The 23,472-nt window shown below is 73.5% G+C and carries 19 protein-coding genes; 13 read left to right on the forward strand and 6 right to left on the reverse strand.

Going from position 1 to position 23,472, the window contains the following annotated elements; genetic code table 11:
* The first annotated feature begins 2 nt into the window (after positions 1-2).
* Entirely contained in the window at positions 3-1,637 is a 1,635-nt protein-coding gene (locus tag BU204_RS24485) for a dipeptide ABC transporter ATP-binding protein (protein ID WP_075128093.1), read from the forward strand.
* 18 nt (positions 1,638-1,655) lie between these two features.
* Here the strand turns inward: BU204_RS24485 and BU204_RS24490 are convergent, their stop codons facing one another.
* The gene (locus tag BU204_RS24490; protein ID WP_075128094.1) at positions 1,656-3,032 is read right to left on the reverse strand and encodes an MFS transporter; all 1,377 of its coding nucleotides are present in this window, start codon (positions 3,030-3,032) and stop codon (positions 1,656-1,658) included.
* Between the two features lie 176 nt (positions 3,033-3,208).
* Here BU204_RS24490 and mptB (BU204_RS24495) point away from each other — a divergent pair, with 176 nt between their 5' ends.
* The 3 genes from mptB (BU204_RS24495) to BU204_RS24505 all read left to right on the forward strand — a co-directional run bounded on the left by mptB (BU204_RS24495) (position 3,209) and on the right by BU204_RS24505 (position 7,127).
* A complete protein-coding gene (mptB, locus tag BU204_RS24495) occupies positions 3,209-4,756 on the forward strand; it encodes a polyprenol phosphomannose-dependent alpha 1,6 mannosyltransferase MptB (RefSeq protein ID WP_075128095.1) in 1,548 nt (515 codons plus the stop codon).
* A gap of 28 nt (positions 4,757-4,784) precedes the next feature.
* Entirely contained in the window at positions 4,785-6,248 is a 1,464-nt protein-coding gene (mptB, locus tag BU204_RS24500) for a polyprenol phosphomannose-dependent alpha 1,6 mannosyltransferase MptB (protein WP_143229705.1), read from the forward strand.
* 78 nt (positions 6,249-6,326) lie between these two features.
* Entirely contained in the window at positions 6,327-7,127 is an 801-nt protein-coding gene (locus BU204_RS24505) for an ArsR/SmtB family transcription factor (protein ID WP_075128097.1), read from the forward strand.
* Between the two features lie 343 nt (positions 7,128-7,470).
* Here BU204_RS24505 and BU204_RS24510 read toward each other — a convergent pair whose 3' ends face one another.
* Positions 7,471-8,382, reverse strand: a complete 912-nt coding sequence (locus BU204_RS24510; RefSeq protein ID WP_075128098.1) for a S66 peptidase family protein — start codon at positions 8,380-8,382, stop codon at positions 7,471-7,473.
* Complete coding sequence (locus tag BU204_RS24515; RefSeq protein ID WP_075128099.1) at positions 8,379-10,313, reverse strand: prolyl oligopeptidase family serine peptidase; 1,935 nt, start codon at positions 10,311-10,313, stop codon at positions 8,379-8,381. Before BU204_RS24515 ends, BU204_RS24510 begins: the two co-directional genes overlap by 4 nt.
* 120 nt (positions 10,314-10,433) lie before the next feature.
* On the opposite strand from BU204_RS24515, the gene BU204_RS24520 reads away from it, so the two are divergent.
* Together BU204_RS24520 and BU204_RS24525 are read left to right on the forward strand one after the other, a co-directional pair.
* The gene (locus BU204_RS24520) at positions 10,434-11,006 is read left to right on the forward strand and encodes a DUF3090 domain-containing protein (protein ID WP_075128100.1); all 573 of its coding nucleotides are present in this window, start codon (positions 10,434-10,436) and stop codon (positions 11,004-11,006) included.
* Position 11,007: 1 nt separating this feature from the next.
* Positions 11,008-11,802: an SCO1664 family protein gene (locus tag BU204_RS24525; protein WP_075128101.1), complete on the forward strand. Its 795-nt coding sequence runs from the start codon at positions 11,008-11,010 to the stop codon at positions 11,800-11,802.
* A gap of 12 nt (positions 11,803-11,814) precedes the next feature.
* On the opposite strand, the gene BU204_RS24530 is transcribed toward BU204_RS24525, so the two are convergent.
* Positions 11,815-12,927, reverse strand: a complete 1,113-nt coding sequence (locus tag BU204_RS24530) for a winged helix DNA-binding domain-containing protein (protein ID WP_075128102.1) — start codon at positions 12,925-12,927, stop codon at positions 11,815-11,817.
* A 100-nt stretch (positions 12,928-13,027) separates the two neighbouring features.
* On the opposite strand from BU204_RS24530, the gene BU204_RS24535 reads away from it, so the two are divergent.
* From BU204_RS24535 to BU204_RS24550, 4 genes are all read left to right on the forward strand, one after another.
* A complete protein-coding gene (locus tag BU204_RS24535; RefSeq protein ID WP_075128103.1) occupies positions 13,028-13,849 on the forward strand; it encodes a DUF3097 domain-containing protein in 822 nt (273 codons plus the stop codon).
* A gap of 35 nt (positions 13,850-13,884) precedes the next feature.
* A complete protein-coding gene (locus tag BU204_RS24540) occupies positions 13,885-14,310 on the forward strand; it encodes an NfeD family protein (RefSeq protein ID WP_075128104.1) in 426 nt (141 codons plus the stop codon).
* A 135-nt stretch (positions 14,311-14,445) separates the two neighbouring features.
* Positions 14,446-15,825, forward strand: a complete 1,380-nt coding sequence (locus tag BU204_RS24545; protein WP_075128149.1) for an SPFH domain-containing protein — start codon at positions 14,446-14,448, stop codon at positions 15,823-15,825.
* 76 nt (positions 15,826-15,901) lie between these two features.
* Complete coding sequence (locus tag BU204_RS24550; protein WP_075128105.1) at positions 15,902-16,726, forward strand: EamA family transporter; 825 nt, start codon at positions 15,902-15,904, stop codon at positions 16,724-16,726.
* 12 nt (positions 16,727-16,738) lie between these two features.
* Here the strand turns inward: BU204_RS24550 and BU204_RS24555 are convergent, their stop codons facing one another.
* Positions 16,739-17,647, reverse strand: a complete 909-nt coding sequence (locus tag BU204_RS24555) for a sucrase ferredoxin (RefSeq protein ID WP_083661592.1) — start codon at positions 17,645-17,647, stop codon at positions 16,739-16,741.
* Between the two features lie 141 nt (positions 17,648-17,788).
* On the opposite strand from BU204_RS24555, the gene BU204_RS24560 reads away from it, so the two are divergent.
* Positions 17,789-19,525: an ABC transporter transmembrane domain-containing protein gene (locus tag BU204_RS24560; RefSeq protein ID WP_075128107.1), complete on the forward strand. Its 1,737-nt coding sequence runs from the start codon at positions 17,789-17,791 to the stop codon at positions 19,523-19,525.
* Complete coding sequence (locus BU204_RS24565; RefSeq protein ID WP_075128108.1) at positions 19,522-21,282, forward strand: ABC transporter ATP-binding protein; 1,761 nt, start codon at positions 19,522-19,524, stop codon at positions 21,280-21,282. Before BU204_RS24560 ends, BU204_RS24565 begins: the two co-directional genes overlap by 4 nt.
* A 12-nt stretch (positions 21,283-21,294) precedes the next feature.
* Here BU204_RS24565 and BU204_RS24570 read toward each other — a convergent pair whose 3' ends face one another.
* Positions 21,295-22,296 carry an ArsR/SmtB family transcription factor gene (locus tag BU204_RS24570; protein ID WP_075128109.1) on the reverse strand — a complete coding sequence of 334 codons (1,002 nt, stop codon included), beginning with the start codon at positions 22,294-22,296 and terminating at the stop codon, positions 21,295-21,297.
* A gap of 107 nt (positions 22,297-22,403) precedes the next feature.
* Here BU204_RS24570 and BU204_RS24575 point away from each other — a divergent pair, with 107 nt between their 5' ends.
* Complete coding sequence (locus BU204_RS24575; RefSeq protein ID WP_075128110.1) at positions 22,404-23,465, forward strand: questin oxidase family protein; 1,062 nt, start codon at positions 22,404-22,406, stop codon at positions 23,463-23,465.
* The last annotated feature ends 7 nt before the right edge of the window (positions 23,466-23,472 follow it).

Genomic DNA, 23,472 nt, shown 5'->3' on the forward strand with positions numbered 1-23,472 from the left:
GCGTGGCACTGCTCGACATCAAGGACCTGACCGTCCGCTACACCGGGCGCGGGCGGGAGATCGAGGCCGTGCGCGGGGTGAACCTCTCGCTCGCCCCCGGCGACACGCTCGGGCTAGCGGGCGAGTCCGGGTGCGGCAAGTCGACGCTCGCCATGTCGGTACTGCGGCTGCTGCCGGCCTCCGCCCGGATCGGCGGTGAGATCCTGCTCGACGGCGAGGACGTCAACACCATGAAGTGGGGCCGGCTGCGGGCCGTGCGATGGACGACCGCGGCGATCGTGTTCCAGGGCGCCATGCACGCGCTGAACCCGGTACGCCGGGTCCGCGACCAGATCGCCGAACCGATCGTGCTGCACGCCGACACCCCGCCCCCACCCGCGGCCCTGCGCCGCCGGGTCGACGAGCTGCTCGCCCAGGTCGAGCTGCCCGCCGAGAAGGGCGAGTCGTACCCGCACGAGCTCTCCGGCGGCCAGAAGCAACGCGTCATGATCGCCATGGCGCTGGCCTGCGAGCCGAGGCTGGTGATCGCCGACGAGCCGACGACCGCGCTCGACGTAATCGTCCAGGCCCAGGTGCTCGCGCTGCTGAGCAGGCTGGTCACCGAGCAGGACATCGGCCTGATCATGATCAGCCACGACCTGGCCGTGCTCGCCGCGACCTGCCGCCGCCTCGCGGTGATGTACGAGGGCAGGCTCGTGGAGGAGGGGGAGTCGGCCGCGGTGATCGGCCGGCCCGAGCACCCGCACACCGCCGCGCTGGCCGCGGCGTTCCCCACCGTCGGGGACCCCGAGTACCGGTACGCGCCGGCCACCTCCAGCGAGCTGGGCCTGCCCGACCCGCCGCCCCCGCCGAGCGGGGAGCCGCTGCTGCGCACCGAGGGCCTGCGGGTCACGTTCACCGGCCGAGGCCGGTCGGTGACGACGGCGGTGGCGGGGGTGGACCTGGAGGTGCACGCGGGGGAGATCGTCGCCCTGGTCGGCCAGTCCGGGTCCGGCAAGACGACCCTCGCCCGGACCGTCCTGGGCCTGCAGCGGCCCACGGCCGGCCGCGTGGTGTTCGACGGCACGCCGCTGCCGACCGGCACGCGGGGCCTGCGGGCGTACCGCCGGCAGGTGCAGCTGGTGCTGCAGGACCCGACCAGCGCCCTGAACCCGCGGCACAGCGTCTACGAGTCGGTCGCCGAGGGCCTGCGCATCCACAAGATGCCGGGCGACGAGCGTGCGCGGGTGGCCGCGGCGCTGGAGGCGGCGGAGCTGCGGCCGGCGGAGGAGTTCATGCCGCTGCTGCCCCACCAGCTCTCCGGCGGGCAGCGCCAGCGGGTGGTGATCGCCGGGGCGTTGGCCCTGGAACCACGACTGCTGGTGGCCGACGAGCCGGTGGCCTCACTCGACGCGTCGGTCCGCGGGGAGATCCTGGCGCTGCTGCTGCGGCTGCGTGCCCGCCTGGGGCTCGCCGCGCTGGTGATCACCCACGACCTCGGCCTGGCCTGGAACATCGCCGACCGCGTCGCGGTGATGTACCGCGGCGAGCTGGTCGAGGTGGGCCCGGTGGACGAGGTACTCCGCTCGCCCACCCACGACTACACCCGCTCCCTGCTGGCAGCCCTACCAACCCTGGGAACCCCCGCCGAGCACTAAGGCACGCCCGTCTCCGGATCAGGACCGCTCCCCGCGGATCCCCCGCAGCGAGCGGTCCAGCGCGGACGCGGCCAGGAAGAGGATCGCCGCGCCGAGCATGACCAGGGCCAGGTCGTGCAGGCCGGCGGTGTCGGCGCCGTGGCCGAGGAACGCGCCGTTGGCCGCGGCGGCGAGCATCGCGCCGAGGTAGGAGAAGGTCCGCAGCAACCCGGCCGACGCACCCATTCGCTCCGCCTCGACCTGGTGGTACATGGCGTTCTGGTTGCCCAGTGCGTTGAGCCCCTGCGGAAGGCCGAGGACCGCGGCGATCAGCACGAGCAGCCACACCGGGCTGGCGCCGTCCACGAACAACAGCAGCGCGCAGCCGGTGACCTGGGTCAGCCCGCCGACGACCAGCTTGCCGCGGACCTCGACCCGCCGTCCCGTGATGGCGGATACCGTGATCGCGGTGAGGAACAGCGGCAGCAGCACGAGCCCCGCCACCGTGGGCGAGAGCCCCCGGCCGTGCTCGAGCCACTGGGTGAACCCGTAGAGGAACGAGTAGGAGACGGCGAAGGTCAGCAGCGTCCGCCCGAACGTCACCAGCAGCGGTCCGTTGCCGCCCAGCACCCGCAGGTCGATGAACGGGTCGTCGACCCGCAGCTCCCGCACGGCGAGCGCGGCGCCGGCGGCGAGGGTCACCGGGACCAGATACCAGTGCCGCCAGTCCATCAGGAACAGCAGCAGTGCGGTCAGCGCGACGGCGAACAACGCCATCCCGGGCAGGTCCAGCCGGGCCGGGCGCCGCTCGCGGCGCGGCAGCCGCCACACGCCCAGGGCGAGGCAGGCGAGCGAGAGCGGGACGTTGACGGTGAACGTGGTCCGCCACCCACCGAGCTCGGTCAGCAACCCGCCGAGGGTCGGCCCGACCACCGACACGACCTGCCCGGCCACCGCCAGCACGGTCAGCGCACCGGTCGGGCTCCCCGACCCCGCCTCCCCGCGGATCAGCGACATCGCCGCCGGGTAGCCGGCGCAGGTGCCCAGGCCGAGGAGCACCCGCGCGGCGATCAGCACCCCGAGGTCGGGCGCCACCGCGCCGAGCACCCCGGCCACGCCGACCAGCCCGGCGCCGACCAGGTACACCGGCCGGGGTCCGACCATGTCGACCAGCCGGCCGGCGACCGGCTGGCCGACGGCCGTGGCGAGGTACAGGGCGGACACCAACCAGGCGGTCTCGGCCGGCGGGGCGCCGAACGCCACGCCGATCGGGACGAGCGCCACCGCGATCATCGAGGAGTTGACCGGGTTCAGCACCACGCCGAGCACCATCGGCAGGATCAGCGAGCGGTCGAAACCCGCCGCGGTCACGGCCGGGGACGCCGGCGGCCGCTGCGTTCCGGTGCCCTCCGCCATGGCGGCACCGTATTTTCCCCCGCCCCTGACTGTCCAGCTGGGACCGAGGCGACACGCGCCGGACGAGGCGCCGCCCGGTGATCGCTACCACCGGTGTCCCGGCAGGTACCGCGGGTCGAGCCGAAACGGGCCGCTCCGGCAAACAGACCAACGCTCCTGTGTAATCTCAAGCCGCCATGTCTACCACCACCGGGGCGCCACCTGTGACCACCGTCGACGACGCGACCTCCGCGGAATCCGGTGTGCGGCGCACGCATCCGCTGCCGGTACGCACGATCGCGCTCGGCACGGTCGGGAGCCTGCTGATCCTGGTCAGCGCGCTCGGTGCGGGCGCCATCCTCGCGCAGGACCCGCTGATCGGCCGGGGCGCGATGTCCTGGATCCGGTACGGCCACGGGCGCATGCTGGCGACCGTCGTGCTCTACACCGGCTTCCTGCTGGTCGTCTGGGCCTGGGTGCGCCTGGGCCGGCACGTGCTGGCCGGGCGGGTGGGCACCAGGCCGGTCCTGGTGGCGGCGGCCTGCTGGATCGTCCCGATGCTGCTCTCGCCGCCGGTGTTCAGCCGCGACGCCTACCTCTACATCGCCTACGGAACCCTGCCGCTGCACGGGTTCGACCCGTTCACCGTCGGGCCGGGCAACCTCGACGTGGACCCGGTGGTGGACAACGTCGACTCGTTCTGGCAGAGCACGCCCGCGCCCTACGGGCCGCTGTTCATCCTGCTCGCCAAGGGAGTCATCTCGCTCACCGGCACGAACATGATCCTGGGCGTGCTGCTGATGCGGCTCGGCCTCGTGGTCGGCGTGCTGCTGCTGATGTGGGCTCTGCCGGTGCTGGTCCGTCACCTCGGCGGGCGGCTGCCGGTCGCGATGTGGCTGGCGATCGCCGGCCCGATGACCGTGGTGCACCTGATCGGCGGCCCGCACAACGACGTCCTCATGGTCGGTTTCCTGGCCGCGGGAACGGCGCTCGTGCTCGAGCGGCGCCATGTCGCCGGCATCGCGCTGGTGACGGTCGGCGTCGCGGTGAAGGCCACCGGTGCGGTGGCGCTGCCGTTCCTGGTGTGGGTCTGGGCCGGGCACCTCCACTCGACCCGCTGGCGGAACTTCGCCCGCGCGTGCGCCTGCTCGGTCGGGATCTTCGTGGCCACGTTCGCCGTCGCCACGCTCGTCTCCGGGGTCAACCTGGGCTGGATCGCCGCGCTGGACGCGCCGACGGCCATCGTGAACTGGCTGTCGCTGCCCACCGGGGTGGGGGAGATCATCCACTCGGTGGTCGGGCTGGTCATCGACCTGGACAAGGTCTACTTCGTCAACGCGCTGCGCGTGGTCGGCGGGATCCTGATGATCGTGATCCTGGTCAAGCAGTGGTGGCGGGCCAGGGACGGCGGACCCGACGCGGTCAAGCGGGCCGCGATCGCCCTGCTGGTGGTGGCGATCCTCTCCCCGGCCACCCTGCCCTGGTACCTCACCTGGGGCTTCATGCTCGCCGCCGCCCTGCCCTGGAAGCGCCGACAGCTCGCGGTGCAGGTGAGCCTGGCCGTGTTCCTGGTGCTGACCTACACCCCCGCCGGCGACGACCTGCTCTACAACTGGCTGTTCATCGCCTGCGCCGCGGGCGTCTCGGTGCTCGCCGGCGTCTCGCTGCTGCGCCACGACCCGCTCAACCTGTTCGCCGCCGACCGGGAACCACTTCTCGCGGTCGGGCCCGGTGTTACGCGCTGACCCCGCCGCCCCTGAGATGGCCCCCGAGATGGCCACCGAGCAGGTGGGGCGGAGCGGGCAGCGGCCGTGGCGGCGGCCCCTCGTCCTGGGCACGGTCGGCTCGGTCCTGATCCTCGTCGGCGGGCTGGGCGCCGCGGCCGGCGCCGTGCGCGACCCGCTGATGTCCGAGGGGCCGATCTCGTGGATGCGTTACGGCCACGGGAAGATGCTCGCCGCCCTCGTCGTCTACCTCGGTTACGTGCTGCTGGTGACGGCCTGGGTGCGGCTGGGCCGCCACGTCCTGGCCGGCCGGGCCGGCACCCGTCCGGTGCTGCTCGCCGCCGCGTGCTGGACGGTACCGCCGCTGGTCGCGCCGGTCGCGCTGTTCACCCGGGACGTGTACTCCTACCTCGCCCAGGGAGCCATCGCGCTGCAGGGCTTCGACCCGTTCACGGTCGGGCCGACCGTGCTGCCCGAGCCCGAGTTCATCGAGAACGTGCACCCGTTCTGGCAGAGCACGCCCGCTCCGTACGGACCGCTGTTCATCCTGCTCGTCAAGGGGATCGTCGCGGTGACCGGGACGAACATCGTCGCCGGGGTGTTGGCGGTCAAGCTGACGAACCTGCTCGGGCTGGCGCTGCTGCTGTGGGCGCTGCCCAGGCTGGTGCGCCACCTCGGCGGCAGCCTGCCGGTGGCGGCGTGGCTGCTGGTCGCCGGGCCGCTCACTGTGGTGCACCTGCTCGGCGGTCCACACAACGACCTGCTGATGGTCGGTTTCCTGGCCGCGGGAACGGCGCTGGTGCTGGACCGCCGGCACGTGGCGGGCATCGCGCTGGTGACGCTCGGCGTGGCGGTGAAGGCCAGCGCGGCGGTCGCGCTGCCGTTCCTGGTCTGGGTGTGGGCGGGGCACCTGGCCTCCGCCGGGTGGCGGGCCTTCGCGCGGGCGTGCGCCGGCGCGGTCGCGGTGTTCGCCGTGGTGTTCGGCGCGGTCACCCTGGCCGCCGGGGTGGACCTGGGCTGGGTGACGATGGTGAACGCCTCGTCCCGGCTGGTGAACTGGCTGTCGCTGCCGACCGCGGCGGGGGAGCTGCTGCACGCGGTCTTCGGCGGTCTGCTCGACCTGTCCCGCGACCCGTTCGTCACCGTCACGCGGGTGCTCGGCACCGTGCTGTTGGTGGTCGTGCTCGCCCGGCAGTGGTGGGCGGCGCGGGTAGGCGGTGTTGCCGCGGTACGCCGGGCGGGCGTGGCCCTGTTCGCGGTCGCGGTGCTCTCGCCCACGATGCTGCCCTGGTACCTGACGTGGGCCCTGGCGATCGCGGCGGCGTGGGCGTGGAAGCCCCGGCAGCTCGCGGTGGCAGTGGGGCTCAGCGCGTTCATGGCCGCGCCGTACTCGCCCGAGGGCGAGACCATGCTCTACGTGTGGGGACTGATGATCGCCGCGATCGCCCTGTCGGTGCTGGCGGCGGTGTCGCTCGTACGCCCCGACCCGCTCCGCCTGTCCGAGCGCTCCTGATCGACATCTTGACGTGCAGCCGTTTGGCTGCATAAACTCCATCATGCAGCCAAACGGCTGCATGTTGAGGGGTGAGACATGGACGAGGTGTTCCGGGCGCTGGCCGACCCCAGCCGCCGCCAACTGCTCGACAAACTCAACGACCGCAACGGCCAGAGCCTGCGCGAGCTGTGCGCCGGGCTGGAGATGGCGCGCCAGTCGGTCAGCAAGCACCTCGCCGTCCTCGTCGAGGCCAACCTCGTGACGACCGCATGGCAGGGGCGGGAGAAGTTGCACTACCTCAACGCCGAACCCATCAACGGCATCGCCCGACGCTGGATCCACCGGTACGACCGGGACCGGGTCGACGCGCTGGCCGACCTGAAGGCAGCCCTGGAGGAGCCCGTGGAGACCACGTTCGTCTACACCACCTATATCCGCACCACCCCCGAGCGGCTCTGGCGCGCGCTGACCGAGCCGGAGTTCACCCGCCGGTACTGGGGCGGGCTGGAGCTCGTCTCCGACTGGCGGGTGGGCTCCCCGGTCCTGCTGCGCGCCGAGCCGGACGGACCGGCCCAGGACCACGACCAGGTCGTGCTCGAGGCCGACCCGCACCGCAGGCTCGCCTACAGCTGGCACAACTACCAGCCCGAGCACGCCGAACTGTTCGGCTGGTCTGCCGAACGGCTGGACGAGCTGCGGCGCGAGCCGCGCACGCGGGTCGGTTTCGACCTCGCCGACCTCGGGGACGGGCGGGTCCGGCTCACCGTGACCCACGCCGGGTTCGCCGGCGAGACCGAGATGTACAAGGCGGTCAGCGGCCGGCTCGAGCACACCGGCGGCTGGCCGGAGCTGCTCGCCGACCTGAAGACGCTGCTGGAGTCGGCACTGGTCGGGTAGGCCACCGACCACGGGTCCCACGGCGCCGCGCCACGGGACCCGTTCCGACCAGCGGCTACGAGCCGACGACGTCGCGGGTCACGGCCGCCTGCTCGGTGAGCACCCCGCTGATCATCGTCTGGGTCTCGTTGATCTTGTCCACGATCACGCTGATCCCCGAGCGAGACCACGACGCTGCCGGCGTCGCCCTGGATCGCGGTGATCAGCCTGGCCACGTTCTGCCTCGGCGACCACCTCCTCGGCGTGTACGCTGTCCTGCCTGTGTCCCGACCTGAAGAAAGCCATGCCTCACCTCGCCTTGACTCGGATGGATGTGAGGAATGGCCCAGGATGTGTTCGGGTGTCAACTCAGGGCCGCCTGGGCCAGGATGAGCGTGCCCGCGTCCGCGTCGAGCGTCGCCTCGACGCCCAGGGGCATGGTCAGCTGGGCCGGCACGTGACCGAACCCGAGCTCCCAGACCATGGGTACGCCGAGGCCGCCGAGCAGGTCGCCCAGCACCGCGTACACCTCCTCGGGGGTACCGCAGCCGGTCCACGACCCGAGCGCGATACCGGCCACGCCGGTGAACCACCCGGCGCGCAGCAGCTGGGTGACCATCCGGTCGAGCTGGTAGGGCGCCTCGTTGACGTCCTCGAGCAGCACGATCGCCCCCTCCGGGGGTGGCGGCGCGGCGCCCACGCAGGCGGCCAGCAGGCTGAGGTTGCCGCCGACCACCGTTCCGGTCACGCTGCCGTGGTTCACCGTCGCGACGGTCGGGCCGGTCAGCACGCACATGCTCTCCGGCTCGAACAACGTGGCACGCAGGTGCTTCTGCGCCGCCGCGTCGAAGGACGGGCCGGCCAGGATCGGCGAGAACAACGTGACCTGGTTCAGGTGCTCGCCGATCGCCGCGTGCAGCGCGGTGATGTCGCTCGAGCCGGTGAACACCTTCGGACCCGCGGCCGCCAGCTCCGGCCAGTCGAGCAGGTCGAGGACCCGCATCGAGCCGTAGCCGCCACGCGCGCAGACGACCGCGGCGACCTCCGGGTCGCACCACGCGCGCTGCAGGTCACGAGCGCGGTCGGCGTCCGTGCCGGCGAGGTAGGGCAGCTCCGGGTGCCGGTCGAGGACATGGTCGGCGACGACGGCCCGCAGCCCCCACTCGTGCAGCACCGCCACACTCGTGTCCAGGTAGTTCCGCGACACCGGCCCGGCGGGCGCGACCACCGCGACGGTGTCACCCGAACGCAACCGCCGCGGCCGCGTGCGGCTCATGAGCGCAGCTCCAGTGGGGGGATTCCGGGTGGGGTGAAGCCGAACACCTGGCCGTAGAACGACAGCTCGGCCTCCAGCGCAGCCTGGATGGTCTCCGCCTTGCGGAAGCCGTGCTGCTCGCCCTCGAAGGTCAGGTAGGCGTGGGGGATGCCGGTGCCGTCCAGGGAGGCGACGAACCGGTCGGCCTGCGCCGGCGGGCACACCTCGTCCTCCAGGCCCTGCAACAGCAGGACCGGGCCGGCCAGGCGGTCGACGCGGTTGATGGGGGAGCGCTCGACGTAGCGCCGCTCGTGCTCGGGCAACGTGCCCACCAGACCGTCGAGGTAGCGCGACTCGAAGTCGTGGGTCTCGCCGACGAAGGCCAGCATGTCCAGCACCGGGTACATGATCGTCGCGCAGCGGTAGGTGTCCACGCTGGTGATGGAGGCGGCCGAGGTCCACCCGCCCGCGCTGCCGCCGCGGATGGCGAGCCGGGACCGGTCCGCCGACCCCTCGTCGGCCAGGGCGGTGGCGACCGCGGCGCAGTCGTGCACGTCGACGACGCCCCACTGCCCGTTCAGCGACTCGCGGAACTCTCGCCCGTACCCGGTCGAGCCGCCGTAGTTGACCGCGACCACGCCGATGCCGCGGCTGGTGAGGTAGGCGAACTCGAGATCGAGGACAGGCCGCGCGCGTCCGGTCGGCCCGCCGTGGACGTGCACCACGAACGGCGGCGCCTCGCCCTCCGGCCCGGCGAAGGCGGGGTTGCGCGGCGGGTACACCAGCGCCGGCACCGACCGGCCGTCCGGCCCGGCGAACACCCGCTCGACGGGAACCGGCAGGTAGGCGGGGTCTGGCGGGTCGGGCCGCGGCGGGGTCAGCTCGGTCGTGGCGCCGGTCGCGGGGTCGAGCCGGACCACCGCGACCTCCCGCGCCGCCGAACCGGCCGCGCCCACCACCTCGCCGTCCAGCACGCCCACGTCCGCCGACCACCAGGACAGGTCGGTGACCACCTCGGTGACCGTGCCGGCGTGCTCGTCGAGCACGGCGAGGCGCCCGGAGGCGAGCACGGCGAACCGCCCCTCGCCGAGCGGGGCGAACCAGCGCATGCCCGGCATCCAGAGCGGGCCGCCGAGCTCCTTCTCGCAGGGTGCGAGGTTGCGGACGGCACCGTCGCGGCCGACGCGGAACAGGTTCCACCAGCCGTCCGGGTCGGTCAGCGCGAGCAGGGTCTCGGGCGACTCCCACTCGACCTGGCACACGCTCTCCGCCGGCCCGCCGGCGAGCACCGTGTGGGCGGTCGGATCCGCGAGCGGCGCGACGCACAGCTCGCTGCCGTCCCAGGGCATGCGGGGGTGGTCCCAGCCGATCCAGGCCAGGTGGGCGCCGTCGGGGGAGAGGCGGGCGCCGGCCATGAAGCGGTGGCTCGCGGCCAGCGCCCGCACCTCGCCGCCGCCGTCGACCGGCACGGCGACCAGGTCGCGGCGGATGTCGGTCGGCCGGTCCCCGGTGACCGTCTCCCGCACGCACAGCACGGTGCCCTCCGGGCCGGGGGAGAGGTCGCCGTAGCGGACCCCGTGGTGGCGCTGCGGCTCGGCGGTGATCGGCGTCGGCGCGCCGGAGCCGTCCACCGGGGCAGCGTAGAGGCGCTGGTCGTCCCAGTGGGTGAACACCAGCAGCTCGCCCGCCGCGCCGGGGACCACCGTCCAGGGCCGGCTGCCGTACTCGTGCATACGGTTGCGGACGTTCCACGGCGCCGGCAGCACCTCGACCGGCTCGGCGCCGTCCCCCTCGTGGAGCAGGGCGTTGCGGCCGCCCTCGGCAGGCCTGCCCGCCACCCACCAGACGCGGCCGGCGTGCGTGCCGACCCACTTCGGCTCTCCGCCCGCGAGACCGACCTCGGCCGCGCTCAGCGGTGACTCCCAGCTCCCGAACGGTGCGATCTTCACCACGGGAGAAACCCTAGTCGCTGTCCAGCGCGGGGTCGCCGCCCACGACCCGCCAGGGACCGGACATCATTGGCGGGAACAGGCCTGCTCGAGCGGCTTGTTTGCCGTAGGGTCGGAGGTGCCATGGCTCGCGTTATACATGTCTTCCGCCAACCTGATCGGTTCGTCGCCGGCACGGTTGGCCAACCCGGTGACCGCACGTTCTACCTGCAGGCTTCGGAGAGCGCCAAGACGGTGAGCGTCACGCTCGAGAAGCAACAGGTGGCCGTGCTCGCCGAACGCATCGGATCGCTGCTGGAGGAGGTCGCGCGCCGGTTCGGCGCCGATCTGCCCGACGAGACACCCGAGGAGCTGGTCGACGCCGACCCGCTGGTCGTGCCGGTCGAGGAGGAGTTCCGGGTCGGCACGATGGGGCTGGGCTGGGACTCGGAGACCCGCGCGGTGGTGATCGAGCTGCTCGCGGTGACCGAGGGTGACGTCGACGAGTCCGTCGTGCTCGACGACACCCCGGAGGGCCCGGACGCGGTCCGGGTGTTCCTCACCCCCGCCGAGGCCCGTGCCTTCGCCGAGCGGGCCGACCGGGTGATCAACGCTGGTCGCAAGCCGTGCCCACTGTGCGGGGAGCCGCTGGACCCGGCCGGGCACGTGTGCCCCCGGCAGAACGGCTACCGGCGCACCGAGGACGAGACGGCCTGAGTTGCTGCCTTCCGATCCGGCCGTCGCCGAGCTCCTCACCCGCGGTCGCATCGAGATCGAGGGCCGCCTCGTCGACGCCTCCAACGCCACCCTGTTCTGCGAGATCACCGGCGGCGACGCGGTGGCCCACTGCGTGTACAAGCCGATCAGCGGCGAGCGGTCGCTGTGGGACTTCCCGGACGGCACGCTCGCCGGCCGCGAGATCGGCGCGTACCTGGTGTCGGAGGCGGCCGGTCTGTCGCTGATCCCGCCGACCGTGCTGCGCCCCGGACCGTTCGGCCCCGGCATGGTGCAGCTGTGGATCGACACCAAGGAGGGCGACGACCTGGTCGACGTCCTCGCCCCCGATCAGGTGCCCGTGGGGTGGAAGCGGGTGTTACGGGCCCACGACCGGTTCGGCGACCCCGCCGTGCTCGTCCACGCCGACCACCCGAGCGTCCGCATGCTCGCCGCGCTGGACGTCGTGATCAACAACGCCGACCGCAAGGGCGGCCACGTCCTGCACGGCACCGACGGCAACGTCTACGGCGTGGACCACGGGATCTGCCTGCACGCCGAGCACAAGCTGCGGACGGTCCTGTGGGGCTGGGTCGGCGAGCCGCTGCCCGAGGACGTCGTGGCGATGCTCGACACCCTATGGGCCGCGCTGGACAGAAGCCTCGGCGAGCGGTTGGCCGAGCACCTGACCCGTGCCGAGGTCCGCGCGCTGCGCCGGCGGGTGGAGCAGTTCCAGCGGTCCAACGAGTTCCCCACGCCAGGCGCCGACTACCGCGCCATCCCCTGGCCGGCCTTCTAGGCTGGTCCGCTTCTAGTCCGGTCCGACCCAGACGACGTCCCGCGAGCCCGCCTCGGGCGCGGCGAACTCGAGCAGCCGGGTGCCTTCGACGACGAGTGCGGCGCGGTCGTCCTCGCCGACCGGCGCCCAGGAGGTGATCGTGAGCGTCGCGGCCGACCGCTCCCGGCTGATCCGCCACTCGCCACGGACGAAGCCATCCACGAGGAACGTGCCGGGGACCACCCCGTTGCGGCTGGCGAACAGCCGCCGCCGGAGGTCCTCGGAGATGATCCGGGTGCGGTCGGCGTGGGAGAGCAGCACGTTGTCGAACTCGGGCAGGAACCGGACCGGCACCGGCAGGTCGGGATCGGGGCGGGGCGCTGCCGGCAGGTCGTACAGCGTCCGCCCCCGCTCGTCGCGCAACGCCAGCAGGTCCATGGCCTCGACCACCTCCCGCAGCCCGGTCAGGCCCGACCAGGTCCGCAGGTCGGCGACCGTGGCCGGGCCGAACGCCGCCAGGTACCGCGCCACCATCGCCGCCGGGTCCGGTGCGGCGTCCAGCTCCCGGCCCAGCCAGGTGTCGGCCGGCTGGTAGGCGGTGCGCCCGCTGCGGCCCCAGACCGCTCGGGGCGGGACCTGCACCAGCGGCAGCGCTCCCCGTGCCGCGTGGGCGAGTGCGCCCGGCGGGCGGTCCGGCCAGCTGCGCGCGAGGGCCGCTCCCAACTCGGCCGCGGTGAGTGGACCGGCGGCCAGCGCCTCCCTGGCGCAGCCCGCGAGCGCGTCGAGGTCCAGGCCGACGAGCCCGGCCGCGTGCTGGCTGTTCCTGCGCAGATCCCGGTCCAGCACCGGCTGCACCAGCGGCCGCAGCAGCCCCACGTCGGCGGCGGTCACCAGGTGCACGGTGCCGCGCATCAGCACGATCCGCACGGCACGGCGGTCGAGGAGCGCGTCGGCCAGCTCGGTGGGATCGAAGTTCGCGATGCGGGTCCAGAGGCCGTAGTAAGGCGGGAACGGCGCCTGGGCCTGCATGCCGACCAGGTGCTCGACGACCTCGAGCGCTGGGCGCGTCACCCGCTCGGTCAGCAGCTGGCGGGCCAGCGTCGCGCGGTTGAGCGCGCGAACGTCGAGCACGGTGGAACCGGTCATGCCGCTCCTCCCTCTCCTCGCCCGGATCGTCGCACCCGGGGGCGACACTCCGGGGCGATGGGTGCCCGCGCTGCGCGGACGTGCCCTAAGGTCGCCCGTCGTGAGCTCCCAGCACAGCGACCGCTATGGCCGAGACGTCCTGTCCCGCAAGCCGGCCCGGCGGGCGGTGCCGGAGGTGAGCGCGGAGCCCGGGCTCGTCGTCGAGGACCCGGCGAGCGGGTTCTGCGGCGCGGTGACCCGCTTCGAGCACGGCAACGTCGTGCTCGAGGACCGGCACGGGCGGCACCGGGTGTTTCCGCTCACCCCCGCCGGCTTCCTGCTCGAGGGGAAGCCGGTGACGCTGGTCCGCCCGGTCGCCCGGCCGGCACCGGCCACAACGGTGTCGGCGTCGGGGTCGGTTCGGGTCCAGGGCCACACCGCACGCACCGCCCGGGACAGCCGGCTGTGGGTGGAGGGCATCCACGACGCCGAACTCGTCGAGCGGGTGTGGGGACACGACCTGCGGGTCGAGGGCGTGGTCGTCGAACCGCTGCACGGGATCGACGACCTGCCCGGGATGGTCGCCGAGTTCGGCACCGGCCCCGGGCGCCGTCTCGGCGTGCTGGTCGACCACCTCGTCGCCGGCAGCAAGGAGTCCCGGATCGTCGAGACCCTGCGCGAACCGCACGTCCTGGTCACCGGGCACCCCTACGTCGACGTGTGGCAGGCGGTCAAACCCGGGTCGGTCGGGATCCGGGAGTGGCCGGTCGTCCCCCGCGGAGTCCCCTGGAAGGAGGGCGTGTGCCGCGCGCTGCGCTGGGGCGAGCCCGCCGACGGCTGGCGCCGCGTGCTCGCCGGCGTGCGCAACTTCAAGGACCTCGAGACCCCGCTGATCGGCGCCGTGGAACGGCTTATCGACTTCGTTACCACCGGTGAAGAGTAGTGACCCAGGCGGCTCGACTCTGAAATCATGACGCCATGGCCGCAGTGTTCTGGCTCATCGGGGGAATCGCGCTGATCTCGGCCGAGATCCTCTCCGGTGACTTCTTCCTGCTGATGGTGGGCGTCGGCGCCCTGGCCGGCGCGGGTGCCGAGTGGGCGTCGGGCAACACGCTCATCGCCGCGCTGGTGTTCGCGTTCGTCTCGATCGGGCTGGTGACCTTCGCCCGGCCCTGGCTCAAACGCCGCATGCACGGGGCGCTGGTGCACACCAACGTCGACGCGCTGATCGGGCGCCGGGCGGTCGTGGTGGAGCCGGTCGACGAGCACGGCGGGCAGGTGCGGCTCGACGGTGACGTCTGGACCGCGCGCACGGTCACCAGCGAGACGATCTCGCCGGGCTCCTCGGTCACCGTCGTCGAGATCGCCGGGGCGACCGCGGTCGTGCTGGCGGACTCCGACTGATGCAACCAGGTGAACGCGCCCATCTTCCGGTGGGACGCGATGCCGGCATGAACAGGCCCGGGGTGACCATGTGATCTACTTCCTGCGCGCCTACCGGGAAGCGCCAACCCCAGCCGGAGTGGAGGCACGTTGACCATCCTCATCGTCGTCCTGGTCGTGGTTCTGTTCGTCCTCACGGTCGTGGTCAAGTCCATCCTGGTGATCCCCCAGGCGCAGTCCGCGGTGATCGAGCGCCTCGGCCGGTTCCGGTCGGTCGCCGAGCCCGGCCTGAACTTCCTCGTGCCGTTCCTCGACCGGGTGCGCGCCCGCATCGACCGCCGCGAGCAGGTCGTCTCGTTCCCGCCGCAGCCGGTGATCACCCAGGACAACCTGACCGTGTCCATCGACACCGTCGTCTACTTCCAGGTGACCAACCCCCGGGACGCGGTCTACGAGATCTCCGACTACATCGTCGGCGTCGAGCAGCTCACCACGACCACCCTGCGCAACGTGGTCGGTGGGATGAGCCTGGAGGAGACCCTGACCTCCCGCGACTCCATCAACGGACAGCTGCGCGGGGTCCTGGACGAGGCCACCGGCCGGTGGGGCATCCGCGTCGCCCGGGTCGAGCTGAAGGCCATCGACCCCCCGCTGTCCATCCAGGACTCCATGGAGAAGCAGATGCGCGCCGACCGGGAGAAGCGCGCGATGATCCTCACCGCGGAGGGCACCCGCGAGGCCGCCATCAAGACCGCGGAGGGCCAGAAGCAGAGCCAGATCCTCTCCGCCGAGGGCGCCAAGCAGGCCGCCATCCTCGCCTCCGAGGGTGAGCGCCAGTCGCGCATCCTGCGGGCCCAGGGTGAACGCGCTGCCCGCTACCTCCAGGCTCAGGGCCAGGCCAAGGCCATCGAGAAGGTCTTCGACGCGATCAAGGCCGGCAAGCCGACGCCGGAGGTGCTGGCCTACCAGTACCTCCAGACGCTGCCGCAGATGGCGCAGGGCGACGCGAACAAGGTGTGGATGCTGCCCAACGACTTCGGCAAGGCGCTCGAGGGCTTCGCCAAGGCCCTGGGTGCGCCGGGGGAGGACGGCGTCTTCCGCTACGAGCCGCCCGCCTACGAGCCGCCGAACCGCGCCGACACCGACGACGACGAGATCGCCAGTTGGTTCGACACCTCGACCGACCCGGAGGTGGCCGAGGCCGTCCGGGCCGCCGAGGCGGTCGCCCGCCAGGAGGTGCCCAGCCCGCTGTCGGTGGGCAAGCCGTCGACGCCCGCTCCGCTGAGCGCCGGGGTGCGGCCGCTGCCGCCCCAGGCACCCGCCCAGCCGGTTGCGCCGGTTCAGCAGCCGGCTCCGCAGCAGACCCAGGTGATCCAGCAGCCCCCGGCCGACCAGGGTGGCGGCGGGGCACAGCCCACGCCGGCACCGCGACCGAACCCCCAGCCGGGACCGGGGCCGCAGCAGGGCTACCCGCAGCAGGCCAGGCCGGTCGAGTCGACCGAGCTGTCCGACGAGCCGCCGCCGCAGCGGTACTGATCCCGGCAGGACGGGAGGACCGTCCGCGGGCGATCGTCCTCGGCGGGTCGCGGCCCGGCGGGCCACGGCGTGCGCGGTGCTCATCCTGGGTGCCTCGCTGTGCATCCAGCTGTCGGCCGCGCTGGTCAAGGGTCTGTTCGACCCGGTAGGCACCGTCGGGGTGAGCGGGCTGCGGATGGCGGTCGCCGCGGTGGTGCTGCTGGCGCTGACCCGGCCGGCACCGCACGGGCGGCCCCGGCGGGAATGGGCCGGCATCCTGCTCTACGGCGTCGCGATGGCCGGGATGAACGTGCTGTTCTACAACGCCGTCGCCACCCTGCCGCTCGGGATCGCGGTGACCCTGGAGTTCCTCGGCCCGTTCGCCGTCGCCGTCCTCGGCACGCGGACCCGGTGGCAGGTGGTGTTCCCGCTGGCGGCCCTGACCGGTGTCGCGCTGATCAGCGACCCCACCGGCGGCCTGACCGGGTCCGGCCTCGCCTGGGGGCTCGGCGCCGCCGTGGCCTTCGGCGGCTACACCCTGCTCGCCGGTGTCGTCGGCCGTGCCTCGACCGGCTTCTCGGGGCTCGCGCTGTCGGTCACCGTCGGCGCGCTGCTGCTGGCGCCGTTCTCGGTCACGGGCGCGCCCCGGGTGCCGGGCGCGGAGGGCTGGCTGCTGCTCGCCGCGTCGGGCGTGGTGGGGGTGGCCCTCGCGTTCAGCCTCACCTACACCGCGACCCGGCTGACCTCTCCGCGGGTAACCGGCACCCTGCTGGCCGTGGACCCGGCCATGGGCGCGCTGGTCGGCGCGCTGGTGCTCGACGAGCGCCTCACGCCCGCCGTCGCACTGGGCGTCGTGCTCGTCGTCCTGTCCGGCGCGGCCGTCACCTGGTTGGCCGGGGCACGGGCCGAACGGACTCGGTGACCCCGCGCCCGCTCAGGCGGCCACCCGCAGCCGCACCGATGTCGCCGCCAGCCCCACGGCGGGGGTGAGCCCGGCTGTGCAGCTCGCCGCCCGCGGCGGGGCGATCTCCCGCTCCACCACGTTCACCTGCCAGACCCGGCCGTCGACGTGGCTGACCGTCGTGAGCCACCCCTCGGCGGGGTTCGCAACGACCTCCACCGCCAGCGCGTCCGGATCGCTCACCCGCTCCTGCTCCCGCACCGCCAGCTCCGCCGCCTGCCCGGGCAGCGGCCAGGTGGACCGGCCCCGGCAGCCCTCGGTCACCACGCCTGGTCCGCCGTCGAGCAGGCGGGCCGCGGCGGCAACGTCGAGTCGGCCGTAGGCGTAGCCGGTCGGCAGCAGGACAGCGGTGGGGGAGAAGCGGTGCCCGCCGATGTGGGTGCACTCCCACACCGCCTCGCCGTGCGTGCCCGCCAGCGCCGCCGCGACCGGCCGGCCCAGCAGCGCACAGCACACGTCACGCCGACCGTTCGTGCACACCAGCAGCAGCCGCTCGGCCGACGGCGTGCCCAGCCCGCCCGGCACCCCGGCGCCGGCCTGGACGAAGTCGAGGTCGAGCAGTTCCTTGGGGTCCTGAACCGTCGTGCGCTCCAGCCACGTCCGCCCGGGCGCGGTGTGCGCCAGGTAGACGTGGCGGGGGACTGGGCGGTGGCGGTCGGGATGGCTGCCCGGCCGGCGGATCAGCACGACACGCACCCCGGTACCCGCGGAGAGCCGGGTCAGCTCGCGCGCCACGCCCTCGTCGAGATGGCTCGCCGCCAGCGCGTCCCGGCCCCACGGGCCGGGCTGCTCGAGACACAGCCAGGTCTGGGCCGTGGCGGCCGTGCCCGCCAGCGGCTCACCTATCCCCTCGGCCACCGCCGAGCAGCGCATGCCTTCCATCCACACCAGACTCTCACGCCCCGGGGCTGGCCGTGCGCCCGCTCACCGACGGTTCGAGTGATACCCCAGCCGGTCAAGCCGAACCTCAGCTCCGCTCGATCGGTCGACCCGCGACCACGTCCACCACCTAGGGTGACAGGCGTGCGCCTCACGGTCCCCTACGCCGATCCGGGCACGCCGGACAGCCGGGGACCCGGGCGCTACCTGCTGTGGTTGGTGCGCAGACAACCGGCCCGGGTGCTGCTTGGCTCGCTGCTCGCCAGCGCCTGGCTCGTGGGCCTGGTCGTCCAGCCGCTGCTGCTCGCCCGCGCCATCGACGACGGGCTGCGCACGCGCGACCTGGCCAGCATCCTGCTCTGGACCGCGGCCCTGCTGGCCGCGGGCGCGGCCAACGCCGGCCTCGGCGTGCTCCGCCACCGCACGATGACCTTCATCCGGCTCGACGCCGGCTTCCGCACCGTCCAGGTGGTCGTGCGTCATGCGGCGGCCGTCGGCGCCGAGCTGCCGCGCCGGACCAGCTCGGGGGAGGTGGTCAGCATCGGCGCCGCCGACCTCGACCGGATCATGCGGACGATGACCAGCACCGGCCCGGGCATCGGCGCCGTCATCACCTACGCCGTGGTCGCGGTCCTGCTGGTCGACATCTCGCCCGTGCTCGCGCTCGTCGTGCTGCTGGGCGTGCCGGCGCTGATGCTGTCGCTGGCCTCCCTGCTCCGGCGGGTACGGGAGACCGAGACCGCCTACCGGGAGCAGCAGGGTGCGCTCGCCGCCCGCGCCGGCGACATCGTCGCCGGCCTGCGCGTCCTGTGCGGCATCGGCGGCAAGGACCGCTTCGCCCACCGCTACCGCCGCGACTCCGCGGCACTGCGCGAGCAGGGCTACCGGGTCGGTGCCACGGCGAGCTGGGTCGAGGGCATCTCCGTCGGCCTGCCCAGCCTCTTCCTCGCCGCCGTCACCTGGCTCGCCGCTCGCATGAGCGCGGCGGGGGAGATCACCGTCGGCGAGATGGTCGCCGTCTACGGCTACGTCGCCGTGCTCGCCACCCCCGTCTTCTTCATCATCGAGGGAGCACTCGACATCAACCGCGGCCTGGTCGCCGCCCGCCGGGTCGTCCGGGTCCTCGCGCTGCGCCCGGCCGTGACCGACAGAGGCACCGACAGAGGTACCGAGAGAGGCACCGTGCCCTGCCCGCAGGGGCCGGCCGAACTGCACGACCCCGTCTCCGGGCTCACCGTCCGACCGGGCGAGCTGCTCGTGCTCGCCCCCGCCCAACCCGCCGACGCACTCGCCGTGGTCGACCGCCTCGGCCGCTTCGTCGACTCCGACGCCACCTGGGACGGGGCGCCGCTGGCCGCCATGCCGCTCGCCGAGGTACGCCGACGCATCCTCGTCGCCGACAACGACGCCCACCTGTTCGCCGGGCCGCTGCGCGAGGTCGTCGCGAGCGAGCACGACCACACCGACGAGGCCATCGCCCACGCCATCCGCAGCGCGGCCGCCGAGGACGTCCTCACCGGCCTCCCGGCCGGGCTCGGCTCACCCGTCGAGGCCCAGGGCCGCAACCTCTCCGGCGGACAGCGCCAGCGCGTCCGGCTGGTCCGCGCCCTGCTCGCCGACCCCGAGGTGCTCATCCTCGTCGAGCCGACCTCCGCTGTGGACGCCCACACCGAGGCGGCCGCAGCCGCGGGCCTGCGCACCCACCGACGCGACCGGACCACCGTCGTCGTCGCCACCTCGCCGTTGCTGCTCGCCCGCGCCGACCGGGTCGCCTACCTCCTCGACGGCCGGGTCGCGGCCACCGGCACCCACGCCGAGCTGCTCGCCACCGAGCCGGGCTACCGCGCCCTGGCCCACCGCGGCGAGGAACTCGTCCCGTGACCGCCGCCCGGCTGCCGGTCGCCGACCGCGCCGCGGTCCGCCGCGCCTACCTCGACCTCGCCCGCACCGACCGCCGCGGCACCGCCCTGGTCCTGCTGACCACCTGTCTCGCCGCCACCGCGGCCCTCGTCCCGCCCTGGCTGATCGGGCGCATCGTCAACCTCGTCGAGTCCGGGACGGCGAGCACCGGCAGCGTCGACCTGCTCGCCGTCGGGATCCTCACCTCCGCCGCGGCCGGCGTCCTGCTCACCCGCCAGTCCCGCTATCTCGCCCACCGCTTCGCCGAACGGGCCCTGGCCGAGCTGCGCGAGGAGTTCGTCGACCGCACCCTCGCCCTGCCCACGACCGTCGTCGAGCGGGCCGGCAGCGGTGACCTCATGGCCAGGACCACCGCCGACATCGCCACGATCGGCGGCGCCCTGCGCGACGCCGCACCCGAGGTGTTCGTCGGCGTGCTGCAGACCCTGCTCATCCTCGTCGCGATCACCCTGCTCGACCCGCTGCTCGGGCTGTGCGCGCTCGCGGGGATCGCCAGCCTCTGGTGGGCGGCGCGCTGGTACCTGCGCCGAGCCCGGACGGCCTACCTGGCCGAGGGCGCCGCCACCTCCGAGATGTCCGAGAGCCTCGCCGCCACCGTCGAGGGGGCGCGCACGGTCGAGGCGTTCGCCCTGGGCGAGCGCCGGGTCCGCGACGGCGACCTGCGGGTGCGCGAGGCGCACCGCACCCGGGTACACACCCTGTTCCTGCGCAACGTGCTGTTCCCGCAGATGGACTTCTCCTACGTCCTCGCTCTCGGGCTCGTGCTGATGGTCGGCGGGCTGCTGCACGTCAACGGCTCGGTCACGCTCGGCGTCGTGGTGTCGGCGAGCCTCTACACCCTGCAGGTCGTCGAGCCGCTCGCCCGGCTGCTCATGTGGATGGAGAGCATCCAGCGCAGCACCGCCTCGATGGCGCGGGTCAAGGGCGTCGGCAACGCCGGCGGCGACCCTCCGCCCGGCGGCACGCCCGGCGACGACCGCATCGAGGTCCGCAGCGTGCGCTACGCCTACCCCGGCCGCGAGGGGAGCGACGCCGTCCGCGACGTGCTCGAGGACGTCGACCTGGCCGTGCGGCCAGGGGAGCGGCTGGCGATCGTCGGTCCCTCCGGTGCCGGCAAGTCGACCCTCGGCCGGCTGCTCGCCGGCGTCGACGCACCCCGCGTGGGCTCGGTCACCGTCGGCGGGGTGCCGGTCGCCGACCTCGCGCCCGACGAGCTGCGCCGGCGGATCGTCCTGGTCACCCAGGAGCACCACGTGTTCATCGGGACCCTCCGCGACAACCTCGCGATCGCCGCGCCCGACGCGCCCGACGCACGGATCCTCGATGCCCTCGACGCGGTCGACGCCGCCTGGGCACGGGCCCTGCCCGAGGGCCTGGACACGCCGCTCGGCGCGGGCAACGCCGAGCTCGACGCGGCCCAGGCCCAGCAGCTCGCACTCGCCAGGGTGCTGCTGGCCGACCCGCACACGGTCGTGCTCGACGAGGCCACGGCCCTGCTCGACCCCACCACCGCCCGGCACGCCGAGCGCGCGATGGCGGCCGTGCTCGCCGGACGCACGGTGATCGCGATCGCCCACCGCCTGCACACCGCCCACTACGCCGACCGGGTCGCGGTGATGGCCGCCGGAAGGATCACCGAGCTGGGCAGCCACGACGAGCTCGTGGCCGCCGACGGCGCCTACGCCGCCCTCTGGCGCTCCTGGCACGGAGCGGGGTGAGCCGGGTGTCGCCTACGGCCGCCGAGCCGCGATGAGCTCGTCGCCGAGGGAGGTGCGGTGGTAGAGCACGGAGTGTCCGTCGCGGTGGGAGGCCACGATGCCGGCTCGGCGGAGCGCCTTGAGGTGCGCGCTGACCGTGGGGGCGGCCAGGCCGAGCCGGCTGGCCAGGAGACTGGTGGACATCGGCAGGTCGAGTTGGGCGAGGATCGCGGCACGGCTGACGCCCAGCACACCGGCCAGCGCCGAGTCGGGTGGGGCGGGACGGGCTTCCTGGAGCCGGCCGAGTCCACGCGGTGAGTAGTTCACCGCCGGTTGCGGGTCGGCGGTGCGGACGATGACGTCGGGCCAGGCGAAGACGCAGGGAACCAGCAGAAGGCCGTGTTGACGCAGGTCGGCCGTTCCGTCGTAGTACTTGACGACGCTGAGGGTGTCGCGGTCGAAGCTGACCGCCGGGTGCAGGGTCCGGAACAGCTGGCGTACGCCGCCGGCGGCGAGTTCCCGCAAGCGGTGGGCGAGATCGGCTTGCAGCAGCGCCAGCATGCGCGGCCAGTCGGGCGCGATGCTCACCCGCCAGTAGCGCTCGAGGGCGGCGACGATTCGGGCGAGTCCGGACCGGGGGTCGGCGATCAGATCCTCCAGCACCGAGCGGCGGTGGATAACCCCCGGTCCGCGCATGGCGATCGGATGCTGGGCGAGGTGTGCCAGCTCGGTGGCGACCAGACGGGGATCGGTGGCGGCCAGCGACTCCAGACCGGTGTCGAAGGTGGGTGCCCGGCGCGTCGGGATCGGGAGCAGGAAGTCCGGGAGGTAGCCGGTGGGACGTACCACCGCGGTGAGCAGGCTCAGGTCGTCGTGGTCACTACGGCGGCACCGAACCTGCGCGAGCCAGGGCGCGTGTGGGCCGGTAGGTGAACCGGTGGTCAGTGTCCGCAGGCTGGCCACGGCCTCCCAGAGCGGGGAGACGGCGAACCGAACCTGGCTGAGGTCCTCGACGCCGAACCGCAGTCGAATCACCCTGGGAAGGTTAGCGAGGAGATTAGGCCCCACCCTAATCCTGGACCGCCTGGTCGTCCTCCGCGCATGCTCGTGCCACGGCGACGAGCAGTCCGGTGAGGCGAGTGATGACATTCAACGCGGTTCTCGACGAGGCGTATCAGCGGCTGCACGGCAAGGGGCCGGAGTTCGGCGGGGACGAGGAAGGCAACCACGGCCTGACCAACCATGGCCCGATGGCGGTCGAGGTGATGGTGCGCCGCGGCCTTGATCTGGACGTGCACCGCTGGCTGGACCGCTACCTCGACCGCCTGACCGAGCTGCCCGACGGGGTCCAGCGGATCACCGCGGACACCTGGCGCGCCGCTCTCGGCGATCCCCGGCGCATCGGTGACTGGACGGCCTACTTCCTCCAGCAGGTCGCGGAGCGACCATGGCGGCAGGTGCTCACCACATGGTGGCCCCGGCTGCTGGCCGGCATCGTCGCCGGCTCGACCCACGGGGTGATCCGGGTCGGGCACGCGGTTCGTGCCCTGCGCGCTGTGGATCAGGACCACGTCGCGGCCGCCGAGCTGGCCCACGGTCTTGCCTTCTGGGCGGCCCGATGGCGTGCCCTGCCCGGCATCGCCGCGCCGGCCGGCGTCCTACCCGCGCGAGCCGCGCTGGCCGGCGTGCCCCGGTTGGCCGAGCAGAGCGGTGTCATCGCGCACCGCCTGAACCGACTCGCCGAGCTGCCCGGATGGCCGGCGGCGCTGGCCGCCCTGCGGCCGGTGGCCAGAGCCGCCGACGTACCGGACCGCCTGGCCGACCTGGTCCGGGCCGCCGTGCTCGGGTATCTCCGCCACGGTCGGGCGAGCCCGGTGCTGCTGGTGCACACCGCGACCGCCCCCAACGCCGTGCGACACATCCTGCCCGTGCTGCCCGTCCCGATGTGGACGCCCAGCTTCGCCGCGGTCTGGCACGCCAGCGCGGCCATCACCGCCGCCTACGCCCCTACGCGAGCGGAACCGCTGTCGGCACCGACGATCGGGGGCGATCCGGCGGTCACGGTGCTCGACCAGGCAGCCCGGCACGGCGACGAGCACGTCATCAAGTTCGCCGACACCGTGCTCGACGTCTTCGAGCACAACGGTGACCCCGACGTCCTCGCCGCCGCTCTGCTCGCCTCCCGACTCATCCCGTCGCCGTGAGCGATCC

It is taken from the genome of Actinophytocola xanthii (assembly GCF_001921205.1).
Classification (GTDB): Bacteria; Actinomycetota; Actinomycetes; order Mycobacteriales; family Pseudonocardiaceae; genus Actinophytocola; species Actinophytocola xanthii.

Coding starts and splice junctions, on each gene's coding strand:
- BU204_RS24530 (WP_075128102.1), bottom strand. CDS start 12,927: ATGACCGGTTCCACCGTGCTCGACGTTCGCGCGCTCAACCGCGCGACG.
- BU204_RS24575 (WP_075128110.1), top strand. CDS start 22,404: ATGACATTCAACGCGGTTCTCGACGAGGCGTATCAGCGGCTGCACGGC.
- mptB (WP_075128095.1), top strand. CDS start 3,209: ATGTCTACCACCACCGGGGCGCCACCTGTGACCACCGTCGACGACGCG.
- BU204_RS24540 (WP_075128104.1), top strand. CDS start 13,885: ATGGCCGCAGTGTTCTGGCTCATCGGGGGAATCGCGCTGATCTCGGCC.
- BU204_RS24510 (WP_075128098.1), bottom strand. CDS start 8,382: ATGAGCCGCACGCGGCCGCGGCGGTTGCGTTCGGGTGACACCGTCGCG.
- BU204_RS24490 (WP_075128094.1), bottom strand. CDS start 3,032: ATGGCGGAGGGCACCGGAACGCAGCGGCCGCCGGCGTCCCCGGCCGTG.
- mptB (WP_143229705.1), top strand. CDS start 4,785: ATGGCCACCGAGCAGGTGGGGCGGAGCGGGCAGCGGCCGTGGCGGCGG.
- BU204_RS24555 (WP_083661592.1), bottom strand. CDS start 17,647: ATGGAAGGCATGCGCTGCTCGGCGGTGGCCGAGGGGATAGGTGAGCCG.
- BU204_RS24505 (WP_075128097.1), top strand. CDS start 6,327: ATGGACGAGGTGTTCCGGGCGCTGGCCGACCCCAGCCGCCGCCAACTG.
- BU204_RS24520 (WP_075128100.1), top strand. CDS start 10,434: ATGGCTCGCGTTATACATGTCTTCCGCCAACCTGATCGGTTCGTCGCC.